The following is a 15,352-nucleotide window of genomic DNA, read 5'->3' on the forward strand; positions in this document are numbered from 1 at the left end:
AAGAGGCCGCACACGCGGCCGGCGTGAGTACGGCAATGACCTGGCTGTCGGTGAAACGGGACTTCTTCATGGAACCTCCTCGGGAAAGGGCACGAGAAGATTCCACTTCTGGCGGCAGCTAATCTGCGCGGGGATTACCGGGACTGCGGGAGGACGGGTTCAACGTCTCGATGATGAAGCTGTGCCACTGGTTCGGGGCGACGAGCCGCGAGCAGTACTGCGCAGGCGATAAAGCCGCGGTTCCGGTGTTTTGTAACAGCGCGGCAAGCATCGCCTCAGGGACACTGTAAAGGCCGCCCGCGCACGATACCGCAAAGCGACATATCTGATCGAAATTGACACCCGCAGACTCGCGGAGCCGTAGCACCGTGGAAGCGCCTGCGGGAAACATGCGACGCTGCGGGTTGGTCGTGAAAACACCGTCGCCTTCGGCATGAACGATCGTGTTATGCACGTATAACATCGCATGCGAGTAATCGCTCTGGGTCATCTTACGGATAAACTTGCTGGGCTTTTGCTCAGTTGTGGAAAGCAGGATGTCACCCGCTTGCAACGTCGGTATGTCGTAGGTGTAAAGCACGTCGTCCATGACTTCATCGTGTCCGTTCATTTGGATTTCTCGAGTACATGCGCATTGCCAATGGGACGACGGAACCAGATTTCTCGCTGGTGCGCCTAATACGCAACGATAGCATCGTGCATTGCGAGCCCGAGCAAATGATCGGTACAGGCCACGACACTCCGTCTGACTAAGTCTTGTGGATGACTGCGGTCGAGCTTAAGACTGCAGGCATACGGTTTCGCGCTAATGTCTTAGTGGCGAAGCCCACGTCAGGTTTCGGATGCCGGTGTCCGCTTTGGGTCTAAAGCAGCCCCTCAGAATCGTGCTAGCAGTCAACTGTTTGGAATCCGCGTTTTCTCTATCCTACGCTGCTGGCTACCACCGGAACCACGCTCACAGATCAGGCTTTAGTACCTTCTCGGTACTCGCAACCAACGTAGCGGCCGGAACCTTCAAGGCTCCCGCCAACAACAAGACTGTCGCCAATGCCGGCTGACAGACGCCGCGTTCGGCACGGGATACAAAGGTGCGATCAACACTGGCCAGATGGGCCAGCTCTTCTTGTGACATGCCTGCGCGCTCGCGCGACTGGCGCAATGCCTGCCCGAATGCCTTGGCCACGTTTTGACGGTCTGCGCGCACTTGCACAGCCTCTTCCGCCAGTGCGTACTTCACCACGGCGTACTTGCTACAAATGAGGCGTATTTGCTACATTAGGCGCACTCGGTTTAACCAGTGAACTTGGCCTCCAAGAGAAACTACCCGTGTTGCCTACCCCCCTCTCCATCAAGGGAATTCCCGTCCGTCTCGGAATCGCAGCCCTGCTGCTCATGTGCATGGCCCTGGCCGGCTGCCACAGCGCCGGCAGTGAGTACGTTGGCAAGTGGGTCAACGAAAAAAGCGACCAACGGACGATGGAGATTGAGCGCAACGGTGACAGCTTCATGCTCCGCAATACCGAACCCAGCTTCTTCACTGGCAAGGTCGAAACGAAGAACATCCCGGCCACGCTCAGGGACGGCACGCTGCAGGTTCAGCTAGGCATGGGCTCGGTCACGCTCAGTCTGGACAAGGGCACGGGCCATCTGACCGATGGACGGTCCGAATACAAGCGGATTACCGACAGTGAGTTCAAACAACTGATCGAGCAGCAAGCAGCCGAACAGGCACAGAGAGAAGCTGAGCGTGCCGCTCGGGCAAAAGAACCCGGCAAAAGTTTTCCTGATTAGCACGATCTTTCAGCGCAGTCGCAAGTGGTGAGAGCGTTACGCAGCATGTTGGGGTCATCGCTCTCGGGAGATCAGAAGATGGCCATGAACCGTGTGCAGTTCCAGCCGGGCCTGTCGTTGCCGGCGTTCCTCAAGCGCTATGGCAGCGAGCGCCAGTGCGAGCAGGCGCTGGAGGCCTCGCGCTGGCCGCATGGCTTCGTCTGTCCTCGTTGCGCCGGTACGGCGCACAGCCGGTTCCAGCGTCACGGTGCCACGTACTGGCAGTGCACGGCCTGCCACCGCCAGACCAGCCTGCGCTCGGGTACGGTGATGGACAACAGCAAGCTGCCGCTGCGGACCTGGCTGCTGGGCATGTACCTGCTGGGCCAGAGCAAGACCAACCTGTCGGCGCTGGAGCTGATGCGGCACCTGGGCGTGAGCTACCCGGCGGCGTGGCGGATGAAGCACAAGCTGATGCAGGCGATGGCCGAGCGCGAGGCGGGCCGCAAGCTGGGCGGGATCGTGCAACTGGACGATGCCTACCTGGGTGGGGAACGCAACGGCGGCAAGGCCGGCCGTGGCTCGGAGAACAAGCGCCCTTTCGTGATCGCCGTGGAGACCACTGACGACGGTCGCCCACGGCACGCAGCGATCGACCTGGTGCCGGGTTTCACCAAGGCGGCCCTGTCGGACTGGATCGGGCAGCGCTTGCATCCGGGATCGGATGTCTACAGCGACGGACTGGGCGCGTTTCGGGCGCTGGAAGCCGAGCATGCGCACACCGTCATCGAAGGCCATGGCCGCGGCCGCTGTAAGGAAGAGAACGCCCGTTGGGTCAATGTCGTGCTGTCCAACCTCAAGCGCTCGCTGGACGGGGCGTATCACGCCTTCAAGTTCGCCAAGTACGCCCAGCGCTACCTGGCCGAGACGATGTGGCGGTTCAACCGTCGCTTCGACCTGACTCGGCTGGTGCCGAGTCTTTTGGCCACGGCGGCTACTGCAAAGCCTTGGCCGGAGAGAACGTTGCGCGATGTGCCGCTGTTCTCGACTGAAAGTGCGTGCTAATCAGGAAGTTCCTTGGCTCAGGCACAAGGTCTTCGACTACTTCGCCGCCGACCTTTCGCACGAATTCACGCCACGTATTCTCTACTGGCAGTGGTTTGTGGGGCCCAATGTCCCAGAAGCCGGGGATGCTTGTCATGGTGGCTAACGCCTGAATTAAGCCGCGCCGCGGAGCGGCGTCGGCTTGAATGAATAGTTAGACGGTGGTGCCAGGAGGTGGCGAACGATGGGCCATGCTCCCCAGCACTGCCGCCGCCAGCCGAGCATGCCACAGATGGCGGCACTGGGGCTTGCCCAAGGCACCTGCAGCCAGTTGCGACCGAAGCTGAAGGCAATGAGCGCAGCGGAGTGATGAAGCGAAAGGGCGAAGCGGCGAGTGGTCCGATCGCGGCGAACGTGAGGACAGCGACCCGGAGCCGACCACTGACGCGCCAAGGCGCCTACCGAAGAAGAAAGCCGCGCCGCACGTACGACACTACCGCCTAACGCCTGAATTAAGCCGCGCCGCGAAGCGGCGTCGGCTTGAATGAATTGTTAGGGCTCAATCGTACCGCCACAGATCGGCCTCTGGAATGTCAATGCGAGAACCATCTGTGGCAACTACGAACCCTTGGAAGTGGTGCTTGGCAGAGCCCAGCGGCAACTTGCGCCAAGCACCAACGAAAATAGCGCAGATGCCTGCGGCATTGCCATCGACCGGCTCTGACCAAGTGTTGATGTCGTAAGGCTTGCCGCAAACAAGAGCTCGAAACGTCACGCCAGTATCGCCAAGCCCAGTCAGCTCATTGTCCGGCAAAAGCTTTACACGACTAATCTCCTCCGAGATTAGAGCTTTGAGTGCTTGATCTACTGCGGAACTTGCCATTGAGCCCTAACGCCTGAATTAAGCCGTGCCGCGAAGCGGCATCGGCTTGAATGAATTGTTAGGCCCCGACTACTGACCTTGCCTACGCCCAAAAACTATTGCCCCTTCGAAGCTTTCAGGTTGAGCCCGCTGAAGTGTGGCTCGGAAATCGTCAATGCTAGAGGGATCGCAGCGCAAGACTGCAGATAGCGTCTCCGTGCCCAAGGGTGGCCCAAAGAATGTCCCTACAAGCGTTACCTCCAAGAGGAGGTGACCGCTGCGATCAGAGCAACTCAAGTGAATGTCCAGCCTATCGGCCATTCCGAGGCTGAACCTAAACTCGTCATTGAGTTGCTTTGGGTAGCCGGCGAGAGCCGAACAGAGCTCTGCCAGCTTTGTGTGATCGTCGTAGATAACCAGCTCGCCGGAGAACGAGTCGCCAGTGACCGAGACTTTGAACTCTTGAGGATCATCCTCGCCATATCGGCTGCGAAGTAAAAACCCAAGGGATAGCTGAGGTTGTCTCATAGGGGCCTAACGCCTGAGTTAAGCCGCGCTGCGATAGCAGCGTCGGCTTGAATGAATTGTTAGGCCTCACCTGGACTACTCCTCTTTGGGTATAGCCGGCGCTTACGCTTAAGAGGCCTAGCTTTCTCCTCAAGGAACTCTACTACGCCCAAGCAGATTGCCTTATCAAGTATCGGATTGTCCGGCCCTGAGTAGTGCCTAGATGCAAGAACACCAATTGCGGCTATAGATTGCTCATCGAGCTGCAGAAGCGTCTCCGCTGCCTCCCGCTCTCCATACGCCTCCAACTCTCTGACTAGGTTACGAGGGTTGAAGTGAATCTTAGAGCGAGCGCCGGTGATAACTTCTGTCGGATCGAGCATGACTGTTGTGAGGCCTAACGCCTGAATTAAGCCGCGCCGCGAAGCGGCGTCGGCTTGAATGAATTGTTAGGCGGTGGTGCCAGGAGGTGATGAACCATGGATCGTGCTCCCCAGCAATGCCGCCGTGAGCCGAGCATGCCACAGGTGGCGGGCTTGGGGCTTGCCTGAGGCACTGACCGCTAGATGTAACCGAAGCCGAAGGCAGCGAGCGCAGCGGGGTGATGAAGCGAAAGGGCGAAGCAGTGACCGGTCCGATAGCGGTGAACGTGAGGACAGCGACCCGGAGCCGGCCGCCGACGGCGCCAGTGCGCTTGCCGAAGAAGGAAGCCGCACCGCACCTACGGCACTACCGCCTAACGCCTGAATTAAGCCGTGCCGCGAAGCGGCATCGGCTTGAATGAATTGTTAGGCGCTACCACGCCGAGTTGCCGCCAGGAAGTGGATCTGGCAGCTTGCTGGCGCCGTTGAGAGCCTCAGGGTGTTTGACTAGGTAGCGCCGCGCCCAAGGGTGAAGATTGTATGCAAAGCCATCATACAAGTCTCCGATTGAGGCCGACTGGTAGATGATGAGCTTTGCGACTAATCCTTGGGCAATACCATCATCAATGCGGAAGTACTGTGTGTTCTGCTGTTCCGTGATGTAGCGTAGAAGGTATGCCTTTTCGTCTGGCATTAGCTCGGCCATTAGCCGAGCCTGGCGCCGCATCCGCTGGATTGCGGTGAATGGCATAAGGGCGAAGTCCTTGGCCCACCACGCGAATTGAGAAGCGAGAACACAGATAGCTGCGATGAGGCCACCGCCAAGATATGCGCGGTTAGTGTCAACGAAATCGTGGAGACCAAGTGTTGTAACGAAAGACTGAGAAGAGAACAGCAGTACACCGCAGAAGACCGCCACGCCAATAAGAATCTGTGGCGTTGCGGCCTTCAGGGATGCAAACAGGGCAGAGATGCTTTCGATCACGTCGATCCCCAAGTAGCGCCTAACGTCTGAATTAAGCCGTGCCGCGAAGCGGCATCGGCTTGAATGAATTGTTAGGCACCACCGCCAGAAGCTGCGGCAGCCCCCTCTTTGTACTCTTCGGGATCGCCAAAGTAGACGTCCCACCAAATTGCCAAGCCAAGAGCCGAAAGGGAATTGAGATCAGAAACCTCCAAGGATGGCCCCCATTTCCCAGACGACACCCAGTAGCAACACACGTCAATATCGCAGCCGGCCTCCCTCAGCTGCTCAAGTTGCCCACCTTTGTCTCTCAAAATAGCTGTGATCGCTCGAATATGTTCCAAGCCGTCCTGTGAGTGAACCTGGCTGTCGCTAGACCATGACCAATAGTGACACTCCCGTCTTGGCCGGTACTTTGAGTCCGGCTCCTTCGGTCTTGGACGTGTAGCTGAAAGACCCCAAATGCTGCTGACCTCTTCGGGATGCAGCGACTCTGAGAAGACCCGCAAAGTGGCGTTTGTTTCGAGGCAGCTCATGTACAACTCCGGATGCGGATGACTCTCTTGTGGCGCCTAACGCCTATTCGATAAGAATTTGACATGTAATCGCGGAGCATAAACAGGGCTTTCTAGTGATCGGCCGCCCACCTGCCCTGTACAGAGTCACGCTTTCCCCAAGATCTGGTGCGTAATCCATGTGCCTAATCATGCCGCCGCGCTCCCCCCGTGGACTTGCGTGATGCGACGCTATCATTGCGATCGGTCGTGCTCAATCGCGGTGGCTAGCCCGTACCCTCCCACGCCTCTTAGCCCCCCCTTTATCTATTAAGGCGCGGCCGCTTCCCGCCAGAGGCTTTTCTACAACCCCTGCTTCACCGCCTGCTCGACCTGCGCCGGCGAGCGGAATCCCGGCAGGCGCGCCACCTCGGCGCCCTCCTTGAACACTGCCAGGGTCGGCGTCTGGCGCAGGCCGAGGCCGACGAAGAATGCCTCGCCGATGGTCTCCAGCTTGACCTTGAGCAGGGTGACGCCCTGGGCGGCGTCGCTGTCGGCGAACTTCTGCAGGGACATGTCGAGCATGCGACAGCCCGGGCAGTTGTCCTTGTAGAAGTCCACCAGCAGGCGCGGGTGGGTCTTGAGGGCGGCGTCGAATTCGTCAGGCGACGTGGCGGTGATGGTCTGCATCGGGTTTCTTGTGTCTGTGCGGGTACGGAGCGTCGTGGCAGGTGGCCAGCACGCCGGCGGTCCACGCGCCGATGGCGCGCGCGTCGCGCTCGCCGTGCGGCATCTGCTCGATCTCCAGGGTGGGATGGCGGCTGGCGAAGAAGCGGGCGATGCGCTTGACCGCGCCGCAGTAGTACTCCATGCCCCATTGCGTCTCGCCGGTGCCGAACACGGCCACGTCGAGGTTGCGGCCGGCAGCGGCCACCAACGATTCGACGTAGCGCTTCATTTCGGCCGGGGTGCGGCCGGCGTTGTCGGTCCAGCTGCCCAGCAGGTGCAGGTCGAAGTCCGCCGCGCGTGCGGCGTCGCCGAGCACGCCATCCAGGGTCTGGATGTCGGTGTGCACCTGCACCACCTGGTGCCCCGCCGACTCGCAGTGGCCGGCGATCTGCCGGGCCACTTCGCGTGTATTGCCGCTGAGCGAGGCGTAGGTGAGGAGGATGTGCATGGGCGTGTCAGATGCCGGCGTACTTCGGTACGTCGCCGCTGCGCAGGGATCGGGGACGGTAGCGAAGATGGGCAGGAAGGTCGCGGGAGCCTGAAAGCGCCCTGATCCATCCCTTCGGGGCACCTTCCTCTCTGAGGGTGCCCGGTCCCGCAAGCGGGAGAGGGGAAGAGAGGGTGCGCAGGCGAAACATCGGTGGCATCGGCGCGGACAGCGTGAAGTCGCCGGGTCCCCGCCTGCGCGGGGACGACGGTGCGAAGGTCGCTGGCGCGCGCCGGGTCACAGGTCGTCGAAGCCGTTGTCCGAGTTGGTCTTCTTGTAGCTGGCGTTGCGCATCTCGAAGAAGTCGGTCTTGGTCTCGGTGAAGTTGTCGGCGTAGGCCTTGATCCACGGCATCACGTTGTCGCTGGCGCCCTCGTAGAGCTTCTCGATGCCGAGCATGCCGGCCATCTTGTTGGCGCGGTACTTCACGTACTGCACCATCTCGTCCACGTCGATGCCGTCGATGCCGTCGAGCACCTCGCTGGTCCACTGCGTCTCCAGCTCGATGGCGTGCTGGAAGGCGCCGTGCACGTAGTCGGTCAGCTCGTTGGTCTGCAGCTCCTGGTTCTCGCCGACGATGGCGCGGATCACCTCGCTGATGAACTTGGAGTGGGCCAGTTCGTCGCGGTTGATGAAGCTGATGATCTTGCCGGTGCCGGTCATGCGGTTCTGCCGCACCAGGTTGTAGAAGTAGGCGAAGCCGGAATAGAAGTTGATGCCTTCCAGGATCGAGGACTGGATCAGCGCGCGCAGCAGCGTCTCGGCGGTCTTCTCGCGCATGAAGTCGTCGTAGGCGCCCATGATCGGCGCGTTGCGCTTGATGATCGTGGGATGGGTGCGGGCGATCTCGAACACGCGGTTCTGGTTCTGCAGGTCGGTGATCGAGGCCAGCACGTAGCTGTAGCTCTCGTTGTGGATCACTTCCTGCTGGCCGATGATCGCGGCGTTGGCGTGCGCGGCCGGGTCGGTGATGTATTCGGCGACGTTGTAGATGAAGCGCGTCTGCGGCGAGTCCAGCGTGGCCAGCAGGCCGATGATGGAGTCGTAGGCGTTCTTCTCGCGCGCGGACAGCTCGCCGTACTGCTTGGCGTCGCCCTTCATGTCCACCTCGTCCGGGATCCAGAAGTTGGTGGAGAGCTCCTTGTAGGCGCGGTAGAACGACGGGTACGGGATGTCGTTCCAGTTGAGGATGCCGGAAGTGGTGCCGTTGATGATCCCCGTGGAGCGGTTGGGATTGAGCGGCTCGAGGATCTTGATGCGTTCCAGCGGTGTTGCGGACATGGGTTTTTACTCGTGTTTCGGCCGTCGCTCGCGTGTGGAACGGGGGACGGCGGCAGCAGATCGATCTGGAGGAAAGCCCCCCTGAGTCAGGGGGGCGCGCCGAAGGCGCGGGGGTATGGGTGCTAATGAGCCGGGGCCCACGGTTCGCCACGCGAACCGTGGGGAGCGACAGCGCGAATGCGCTGTCAGCTCGAACACCACTCGCACTCGGCGATGTCGATGTCGTTGGAGCGCACGTAGTAGGTGGTCTTCAGGCCTTCCTTCCACGCGGTCATGTGCAGGTCCAGCAGGGTGCTGGCGCGGATGGTGCTGGGCACGTAGAAGTTGAAGCTGATCGACTGGTCGACGTGGCGCTGGCGCCGCGCGTTCTGGCGCACCGAGGCGAACTGGTCGACCTTGTAGCCGCCCTTCTCGTAGAAGGGGTAGGTGTCCATGGTCAGGTCCGGGGCCACCACCGGGCGACGGTAGTCCTTCTTCTCCTCGTAGTAGAACACGCTGTAGATCGGGTCGATCGAGGCGGTGGAGCCGGCGATCTGGGCGGTGGACATGTTCGGCGCCACCGCGATCAGCCAGCCGTTGCGCAGGCCGCTGGCGTGCACCTGCGCGGCCAGGTCCTGCCACTGCGGGTCGTCGTAGTGGCGGGCGCGGAAATAGGCGCCGTTGTCCCAGTCGCTGCCCTTGAACATCTTGTACGGGCCCTTCTCCCGGGCCAGTTCCATGGACGCCTGGATGGTCAGGTAGTTGATGCGCTCGTACAGCGCGTCGCTGTAGGCCTCCGCGTCCGGCGAGTTCCACTCGATGCCCTTCAGCGCCAGCAGGTGGTGCCAGCCGAAGGTACCCAGGCCGATGGCGCGGTACTTCTGGTTGGTGATGGTGGCCTGCGGCACCGGCAGGTCGTTGAGGTCGATGACGTTGTCGAGCATGCGCACCTGGATGCGGATCAGGCGCTCGAGCACGTCCTGGGTCAGCAGGTCCGGCGTGGCGGTGACCGCGCGGCCCAGGTTGATCGAGGACAGGTTGCAGACCACGAAGTCGCCGGCCTTCTTGGTGGTGACGATCTGGTCGCCGCTGATGACCTCCTGGATCATCCGCGTCGGGCTCATGTTCTGCAGGATCTCGGTGCACAGGTTGGACGAATAGACCATGCCCTGGTGCTTGTTCGGGTTCATCCGGTTGACCTCGTCCCGGTAGAACATGAACGGGTTGCCGGTCTCCAGCTGGCTGATCATGATCCGCTTGAAGATGTCGATGGCCTTGACCACCTTGCGGCCGATGCGCTCGTCGGCCACCACCTCCTCGTACTTCTCGCGGAAGCTGCCTTCGCCGCGCTTCTCGTCGTAGAAGTCCTGCAGGTACCAGCCCTTGACCTCCTTGACCTCGTGCGGGTCGAACAGGTACCAGTCGCCGCGGCGCTCGACTGCCTCCATGAACAGGTCCGGCAGGCACACCGAGGTGAACACGTCGTGCGCGCGCAGGCGCTGGTCGCCGTTGTTCAGGCGCAGGTCCAGGAACGATTCGATGTCCTTGTGCCACACGTCCAGGTACACGGCGATGGCGCCCTTGCGCTGGCCGAGCTGGTCCACCGACACGGCGGTGTTGTTGAGCTGCTTGATCCACGGCACCACGCCGCCGGAGGAGTTGGGCACGCCGCGGATGGAGGCGCCGGAGGAGCGCACGTAGCCCAGGTAGGCGCCGACGCCGCCGCCGCCCTTGGACACGCGCGCCACGTCGGTGTTGGAGTCGTAGATGCCCTGCAGGCTGTCGTCGACGGTGTCGATGAAGCAGCTCGACAGCTGGCCGCCGACCTTGCCGGCGTTCTGCAGCGTCGGCGTGGCCACGGTCATGTACAGGTTGGACAGCGCCCAGTAGGCCTCGCCGACCAGCTGCATGCGGCGCTCGCGCGGCTTCTCGTTCTGCATCAGGTACAGGGCGATGGTCAGCCAGCGCTCCTGCGGCAGCTCGTAGACGCGGCGCGAGTGGTCGGTGGCCAGGTAGCGCGTGGCCAGCAGGTACAGGCCGTTGTAGTTGAACAGCTTGTCGCGCTCGGGCTCGATCAGCCGCGCCGCCTCGGCCAGCTCGTCCTTGGAATAGTTCTTGAGGATGTCGATGGAGTACACGCCGCGGTCGGCCAGGCTCTCCTGCAGGCCGACGTAGGAGCCGTACCTGTCGGCCGCGTCGTAGAAGCGGTTCTTGCTGGCACGCTTGTACAGGCGCGCCAGGTACAGGCGCGCGGCGAAGAATTCCCACTCCGGCGTGGCCACGTCGACCCGCGACTCGGCCTCGCGGATCATGTAGTCGATCATGTCATCGGCCGACAGGCTTTCCTTGCGCTCGATGAAATGGAAGACCTTGGCCTGGTAGTCGGCGACGTCCAGGTGCGGGAACTCGGCATGGATGCTATCCAGCGAGCGCTGCAGGCGCGAGCGGTCGAACGGCATGCGACGGATGCCCTCCTTGACGATCCAGGTCACCGCGCGCTGGTCGTTGCTCGGCTCCGGATCGGGGGTGGCCGCAGCCGCGGCAGCGACGTCGGACGCCTCTTCCCAGCCCTCGGCGGCGGTGGACGGGTTGGCGGGCAGGCTGTGGGACTGGCTCATGCATTCCTCCATGGCGGTGTGCACGCTGCGTTCCTGCCCGCGCAGAAACGGACCGACGGCGACGGGCCGGCGGCGCCGCGCGGGGTGCGATCGCGCGCGGCCATCGGGTGGGAGTGGCGACTGGGGAATCGGAAGCCGGGAGCCAGCGCCTGCCGGAATACGGCGGTGCTGCCGGATGCGGATCCCTTCCCCATCGCCGCTGCACATGCAGTGCCGGCGCGGGCCTGAGGGGCCTTGACCGGCGGTCCTCCCGGGCCACCGGCCCCGGGGGGCCGGCGACACCGACACCCCCAAGATAGTGGGGTCGGATACCCGGGTCAACAACTACATCTAGTGAAATCCGTGGAACCGTTGCCGGGCGGAAGATCGCCCCGTGGAACCCGGTCCGCGCCCCTGCAGGGACGCTCAAACGCACTGCGCAGTCAAGCCCCCGCGACACCGCGGCACAGGTGCCGGACAGGCCGCCGCGGCCCCCGAGCCGGCCGCGAAACAGCGCGCATGAGCACATGCCCAGCGGCCATTTGGCGCGCCCGGCGCCGGGCGCGGACAGTGGCTGCGGGCGCGCGCCGGCGCCGCCCGTGCGGTGTTCTCTCTTCCGGCGACGCGCCCCCCTCTTCCCCCTCCCCCGGACCCGGTCGATCGCCACTGGGCCGACCTGCTGTCGCCGTCGCGCCGCCGCCTGCTGCGCGACGCCGGCCTGGCCGGTGCCGGGCTGGCGGCCGCGGCCGGTCCCGCCCTGGCCGCCACGCCCCCGGCCACGGCGGCGGACCGGACGCCGGCCCTGGCCGCCACCGACGCGCGCGGCGTGCTGCGCCCGATCCAGGGGCCGGGCACCAGTCCCTGGGGCACCGCCACCGCCGGCCAGCCGACCGTGCGCCCGCCCGGCTACCGCCCGGACGAGCGCCCGCTGCCGGCCACCCCGCGCCCCTACACCCAGGTGCGCAGCTACCACGCCCACATCTACTTCGACGAGGACACCCACGAGAAGGCGGCGCTGATCCGGCGCTGGTCGGCCGAGCGCTTCCCGGTGGAACTGGGCGACTGGAACCTGGAGCCGCGCGGCCCGCACGTCACGCCCTCGTTCTACTTCGGCTTCAACAACGAGCTGCTGCCGATCCTGGTGCCGTGGCTGCAGCTCAACAGCCTGGGCCTGACCATCCTGCTGCATCCCAACACCGGCGACCCGCGCTCGGACCACCTCTATTACGCGCTGTGGGTGAACCGCTCGCAGCCGGTCAACGCCTATGCCTGGCGCCGCTTCGTCGACGGCGGCGGCGCCGATACCGAGCAGATCAATCCCAACGTGGTGCCGACGGTGCCGCTGGAGACCTGAGCGGCCTGCGTCCCCGCATGGAGCCGGGAACCTGGCCAGCACGGGTCCCCGGGACCGGCCGGAAGGTCCCCATGATCGGGGCCGCGGGATGCGCCACCGTCAGGCGTCAGGCGTCAGGCGCCGACGTTCGGCGCCACCGGCAGGCTGACCAGCATCAGCGCCGAGTCCTCCGGGTCCGGGCGCATGCGGAAGCCCAGCGTCTCGCACATGGCCAGCATGCCGCGGTTCTCGCGCAGCACCTGGCCCTCCACCGTCTTCAGGCCGAGCCAGTGCGCGTACTCGATCATGATGCGCATCAGCTGCCAGCCGATGCCGTGGCCCTTCAGGTCCGAGCGCACCAGGATGCCGTACTCGCCGGCGGCATAGTCCGCGTCGGCGTGCAGGCGCACCGCGCCGAGCATGTCGCCGCTGCGCGGGTCGATGGCCACCAGCGCGATCGAGCGCGCGTAGTCGAGCTGGGTCAGGCGGGCGATGAACTCGTGGCTGAAGTGCTTGACCGACTGGAAGAAGCGCAGGCGCAGGTCGTCGTCGGTGACCCGGGCGAAGAACGCGCGGAACAGCGCGTCGTCCTCCGGCCGCACCGGGCGCACGAACGCGCGCGCGCCGTCGCCCAGGGCGATCCAGCGCTCCCACTGCTTGGGGTAGGGGAAGATGGCGAAGCGCGGGTGGCCGCGGCCCTTGTGCAGGCGCCGCGGCGGGCCGACCACCACGCGCGCGTCCAGCGCCACCACGCCGTCGCGGTCGGCCAGCAGCGGGTTGATGTCCAGCTGCAGGACCTCGGGGATGTCGGCGGCCAGCTGCGCCAGCTTGACCAGCACCAGCGCCACCGCCTCGGCGTTGGCCGCCGGCACGTCGCGGTAGGCCTTGAGGATGCGGCTGACGCGGGTACGCCCGATCAGCTCGTGGGCCAGGCGCAGGTCCAGCGGCGGCAGGCCGATGGCCTTGTCGTCGATCACCTCGACCGCGGTGCCGCCGCGGCCGAACACGATCACCGGGCCGAAGGTGGGATCGTCGGCGATGCCGGCGACGACCTCGCGCGCCTTGGGCCGCTGCAGGGTGGCCTGCACGATCACCCCGTCGATGCGCGCGTCCGGGCGCGCCTGCCGCGCCCGCGCCAGGATGCCGTCGGCGGCCTCGCGCACCGCCCGCGCGCTGGCCAGGTTCAGGCGCACGCCGTCCACGTCGGACTTGTGCACGATGTCCGGCGAAAGCACCTTCACCGCGACCGCCGCGCCGGCGGCCAGCAGCGGCTCGGCCGCCTGCGCGGCCTCGGCGCCGTCGTGGGCGAAGCGCACCGGCACGGTGGGGATGCCGTAGGCGGCCAGCAGCGCGTTGGTGGCGATCGGGTCGAGCCAGCGCCGGCCCTCGGCCAGCGCGCGCTCCACCAGGGTGCGCGCCGCCTGGGCGTCCACCACGAACTCCTCCGGCAGGCTCGGCGGCGTCTCCATCAGCGCGGCATGCACCTCGCGGTAGCGCACCAGGTGCATGAAGCCGCGCACCGCGTCGGACTCGGTGGCATAGGTCGGTACATGCGCGCCGTTGAGCGCGGCGGTGGCGTGGTCGTCGTTGCCCAGCCACACCGCGAACACCGGCTTCTCGCGGTAGTGGTGCGGGCGCCGCGCCAGGGTGCGGGTCAGCGCCTGGGCCACGTCCACCGACGAGGTGAAGGCGGTGGGCACGTTGACCACCAGCACCGCATCGTTCTCCGGGTCGTCCAGCAGGGCCTGCACGGTCTCGGCGTAGCGCTCGCCGTCGGCGTCGACCACGATGTCCACCGGGTTGGCGCGCGACCAGCCCTGCGGCAGGTGGCGGTCCAGCGCCTCCACGGTCGCCGGCGACAGCCCCGCCAGGGTGCCGCCGAGCGCGGCCAGCTGGTCCACCGCCAGCTTGCCCACGCCGCCGCCGTTGCTGAGCACGGCCAGGCGCCGGCCGGGGAAGGTGCCGAGCCGGCCCAGGGTCTCGGCCGCGGCGAACAGTTCGTCCAGCGCGTTCACGCGCAGCAGGCCGGCGCGGGCGAAGGCCGCGCCATACACCAGGTCCGAGGCGGCCAGCGCCTGCACGTGGGTCTCGGCATGCGGGTTGCCGGTACGGGCGCGGCCGGACTTGACCACCACCACCGGCTTGGCGCGTGCGGCCGCGCGCGCGGCCGACATGAACTTGCGCGCATCGCCGATCTGCTCGACGTACAGCAGGATGGCGCGGGTGCGGTAGTCGGTGGCGAAGTAGTCCAGCAGGTCGCCGAAGTCCACGTCCACGGTCTCGCCCAGCGACACCACCGCCGAGAACCCGACCGAGCGCGCCACGCCCCACTCCACCAGCGCGGCGGCGATCGCGCTGGACTCGGAGATCAGCGCCAGGTCGCCCGGCTGCGGGCTGTGCGCGGCGATGGAGGCGTTCAGGCGCGCATGCGGGGCGATCACGCCCAGGCAGTGCGGGCCGAGGATGCGCAGGCCGTGCGCGCGCGCGGTGCCTTCCACCTTCTCGGCGGCCGAGCCCGGGCCCTCGCCCAGTCCGGCGGTGAGGATGATCGCCGCGGCCACGCCGAGCTTGGCGGCGATGGTGACGATGCGCGGCACCATCCGTGCCGGCGCGGTGATCACCACCAGCTCGGGCACCCAGCCCAGCGCGCCGAGCTTGCGCACCGTGCGCACCCCGTCGATCTCCGGGTAGCGCGGGCTGATCCAGCCGATCCGGCCGGGGAATCCGGCCGCGCGCAGGTTGCGCACCACCGCGCGCCCGGCCGAGCGTTCGCGCGGGCTGCCGCCGACCACGGCGACCGAGGCGGGACGGAAGACCTGCTGCAGGTGGTAGGTGCTCATCGGGAAGGCGTCGGGTCGGGACCGGTCACGGACCGCCACGTTACACGCGCCCCCGCCCGCGGCACATGACGCGATGCGGCCAGGCAGGCGGCCGCCACGCCAC

General features: G+C 65.1%; 13 protein-coding genes. 3 read left to right on the forward strand and 10 right to left on the reverse strand.

What is annotated here, in order from left to right; translation table 11 throughout:
• Positions 1-118: 118 nt before the first annotated feature.
• Both BN3794_RS14005 and BN3794_RS16715 read right to left on the reverse strand, forming a co-directional pair.
• A complete protein-coding gene (locus BN3794_RS14005; RefSeq protein WP_066098230.1) occupies positions 119-589 on the reverse strand; it encodes a C40 family peptidase in 471 nt (156 codons plus the stop codon).
• 366 nt (positions 590-955) lie between these two features.
• Positions 956-1,237 carry a helix-turn-helix domain-containing protein gene (locus tag BN3794_RS16715; RefSeq protein WP_201455284.1) on the reverse strand — a complete coding sequence of 94 codons (282 nt, stop codon included), beginning with the start codon at positions 1,235-1,237 and terminating at the stop codon, positions 956-958.
• An 89-nt stretch (positions 1,238-1,326) separates the two neighbouring features.
• Between BN3794_RS16715 and BN3794_RS16720 the strand changes: the two genes are divergently transcribed.
• Together BN3794_RS16720 and BN3794_RS14015 are read left to right on the forward strand one after the other, a co-directional pair.
• The gene (locus BN3794_RS16720; protein ID WP_187128068.1) at positions 1,327-1,791 is read left to right on the forward strand and encodes a hypothetical protein; all 465 of its coding nucleotides are present in this window, start codon (positions 1,327-1,329) and stop codon (positions 1,789-1,791) included.
• Positions 1,792-1,869: 78 nt separating this feature from the next.
• On the forward strand, positions 1,870-2,835 hold the full coding sequence (locus tag BN3794_RS14015; RefSeq protein WP_147675608.1) for an IS1595 family transposase: 966 nt from the start codon (positions 1,870-1,872) through the stop codon (positions 2,833-2,835).
• 538 nt (positions 2,836-3,373) lie between these two features.
• On the opposite strand, the gene BN3794_RS16445 is transcribed toward BN3794_RS14015, so the two are convergent.
• The 7 genes from BN3794_RS16445 to BN3794_RS14035 all read right to left on the reverse strand — a co-directional run bounded on the left by BN3794_RS16445 (position 3,374) and on the right by BN3794_RS14035 (position 11,097).
• The gene (locus tag BN3794_RS16445) at positions 3,374-3,697 is read right to left on the reverse strand and encodes a hypothetical protein (RefSeq protein WP_147675782.1); all 324 of its coding nucleotides are present in this window, start codon (positions 3,695-3,697) and stop codon (positions 3,374-3,376) included.
• A gap of 1,281 nt (positions 3,698-4,978) precedes the next feature.
• Positions 4,979-5,530, reverse strand: coding sequence for a superinfection exclusion B family protein (locus BN3794_RS16060; protein ID WP_160330929.1), 552 nt, complete (start codon positions 5,528-5,530; stop codon positions 4,979-4,981).
• Between the two features lie 71 nt (positions 5,531-5,601).
• Positions 5,602-6,045 carry a DUF4279 domain-containing protein gene (locus BN3794_RS17095; RefSeq protein ID WP_078059776.1) on the reverse strand — a complete coding sequence of 148 codons (444 nt, stop codon included), beginning with the start codon at positions 6,043-6,045 and terminating at the stop codon, positions 5,602-5,604.
• 321 nt (positions 6,046-6,366) lie between these two features.
• The gene (locus tag BN3794_RS16450) at positions 6,367-6,693 is read right to left on the reverse strand and encodes a thioredoxin family protein (RefSeq protein WP_066098232.1); all 327 of its coding nucleotides are present in this window, start codon (positions 6,691-6,693) and stop codon (positions 6,367-6,369) included.
• On the reverse strand, positions 6,665-7,180 hold the full coding sequence (locus tag BN3794_RS16455) for a flavodoxin (protein ID WP_066098234.1): 516 nt from the start codon (positions 7,178-7,180) through the stop codon (positions 6,665-6,667). Before BN3794_RS16455 ends, BN3794_RS16450 begins: the two co-directional genes overlap by 29 nt.
• Positions 7,181-7,456: 276 nt before the next feature.
• A complete protein-coding gene (locus BN3794_RS14030; protein WP_066098236.1) occupies positions 7,457-8,500 on the reverse strand; it encodes a ribonucleotide-diphosphate reductase subunit beta in 1,044 nt (347 codons plus the stop codon).
• Positions 8,501-8,685: 185 nt separating this feature from the next.
• The gene (locus BN3794_RS14035) at positions 8,686-11,097 is read right to left on the reverse strand and encodes a ribonucleoside-diphosphate reductase subunit alpha (RefSeq protein ID WP_066098923.1); all 2,412 of its coding nucleotides are present in this window, start codon (positions 11,095-11,097) and stop codon (positions 8,686-8,688) included.
• 583 nt (positions 11,098-11,680) lie between these two features.
• On the opposite strand from BN3794_RS14035, the gene BN3794_RS14040 reads away from it, so the two are divergent.
• Positions 11,681-12,430, forward strand: coding sequence for a DOPA 4,5-dioxygenase family protein (locus BN3794_RS14040; protein ID WP_066098238.1), 750 nt, complete (start codon positions 11,681-11,683; stop codon positions 12,428-12,430).
• Between the two features lie 113 nt (positions 12,431-12,543).
• Here BN3794_RS14040 and BN3794_RS14045 read toward each other — a convergent pair whose 3' ends face one another.
• On the reverse strand, positions 12,544-15,249 hold the full coding sequence (locus BN3794_RS14045) for a bifunctional acetate--CoA ligase family protein/GNAT family N-acetyltransferase (protein WP_066098240.1): 2,706 nt from the start codon (positions 15,247-15,249) through the stop codon (positions 12,544-12,546).
• Positions 15,250-15,352 lie beyond the last annotated feature (103 nt).

The organism is Xanthomonas massiliensis (genome assembly GCF_900018785.1).
GTDB classification, from domain to species: Bacteria; Pseudomonadota; Gammaproteobacteria; order Xanthomonadales; family Xanthomonadaceae; genus Xanthomonas_B; species Xanthomonas_B massiliensis.

What these genes read in the sequence shown, in the direction of transcription:
- BN3794_RS14005 (WP_066098230.1), bottom strand. Translation starts at nt 589, where the DNA reads ATGGACGACGTGCTTTACACCTACGACATACCGACGTTGCAAGCGGGT.
- BN3794_RS14015 (WP_147675608.1), top strand. Translation starts at nt 1,870, where the DNA reads ATGGCCATGAACCGTGTGCAGTTCCAGCCGGGCCTGTCGTTGCCGGCG.
- BN3794_RS16445 (WP_147675782.1), bottom strand. Translation starts at nt 3,697, where the DNA reads ATGGCAAGTTCCGCAGTAGATCAAGCACTCAAAGCTCTAATCTCGGAG.
- BN3794_RS17095 (WP_078059776.1), bottom strand. Translation starts at nt 6,045, where the DNA reads ATGAGCTGCCTCGAAACAAACGCCACTTTGCGGGTCTTCTCAGAGTCG.
- BN3794_RS16450 (WP_066098232.1), bottom strand. Translation starts at nt 6,693, where the DNA reads ATGCAGACCATCACCGCCACGTCGCCTGACGAATTCGACGCCGCCCTC.
- BN3794_RS16455 (WP_066098234.1), bottom strand. Translation starts at nt 7,180, where the DNA reads ATGCACATCCTCCTCACCTACGCCTCGCTCAGCGGCAATACACGCGAA.
- BN3794_RS14030 (WP_066098236.1), bottom strand. Translation starts at nt 8,500, where the DNA reads ATGTCCGCAACACCGCTGGAACGCATCAAGATCCTCGAGCCGCTCAAT.
- BN3794_RS14035 (WP_066098923.1), bottom strand. Translation starts at nt 11,097, where the DNA reads ATGAGCCAGTCCCACAGCCTGCCCGCCAACCCGTCCACCGCCGCCGAG.
- BN3794_RS14045 (WP_066098240.1), bottom strand. Translation starts at nt 15,249, where the DNA reads ATGAGCACCTACCACCTGCAGCAGGTCTTCCGTCCCGCCTCGGTCGCC.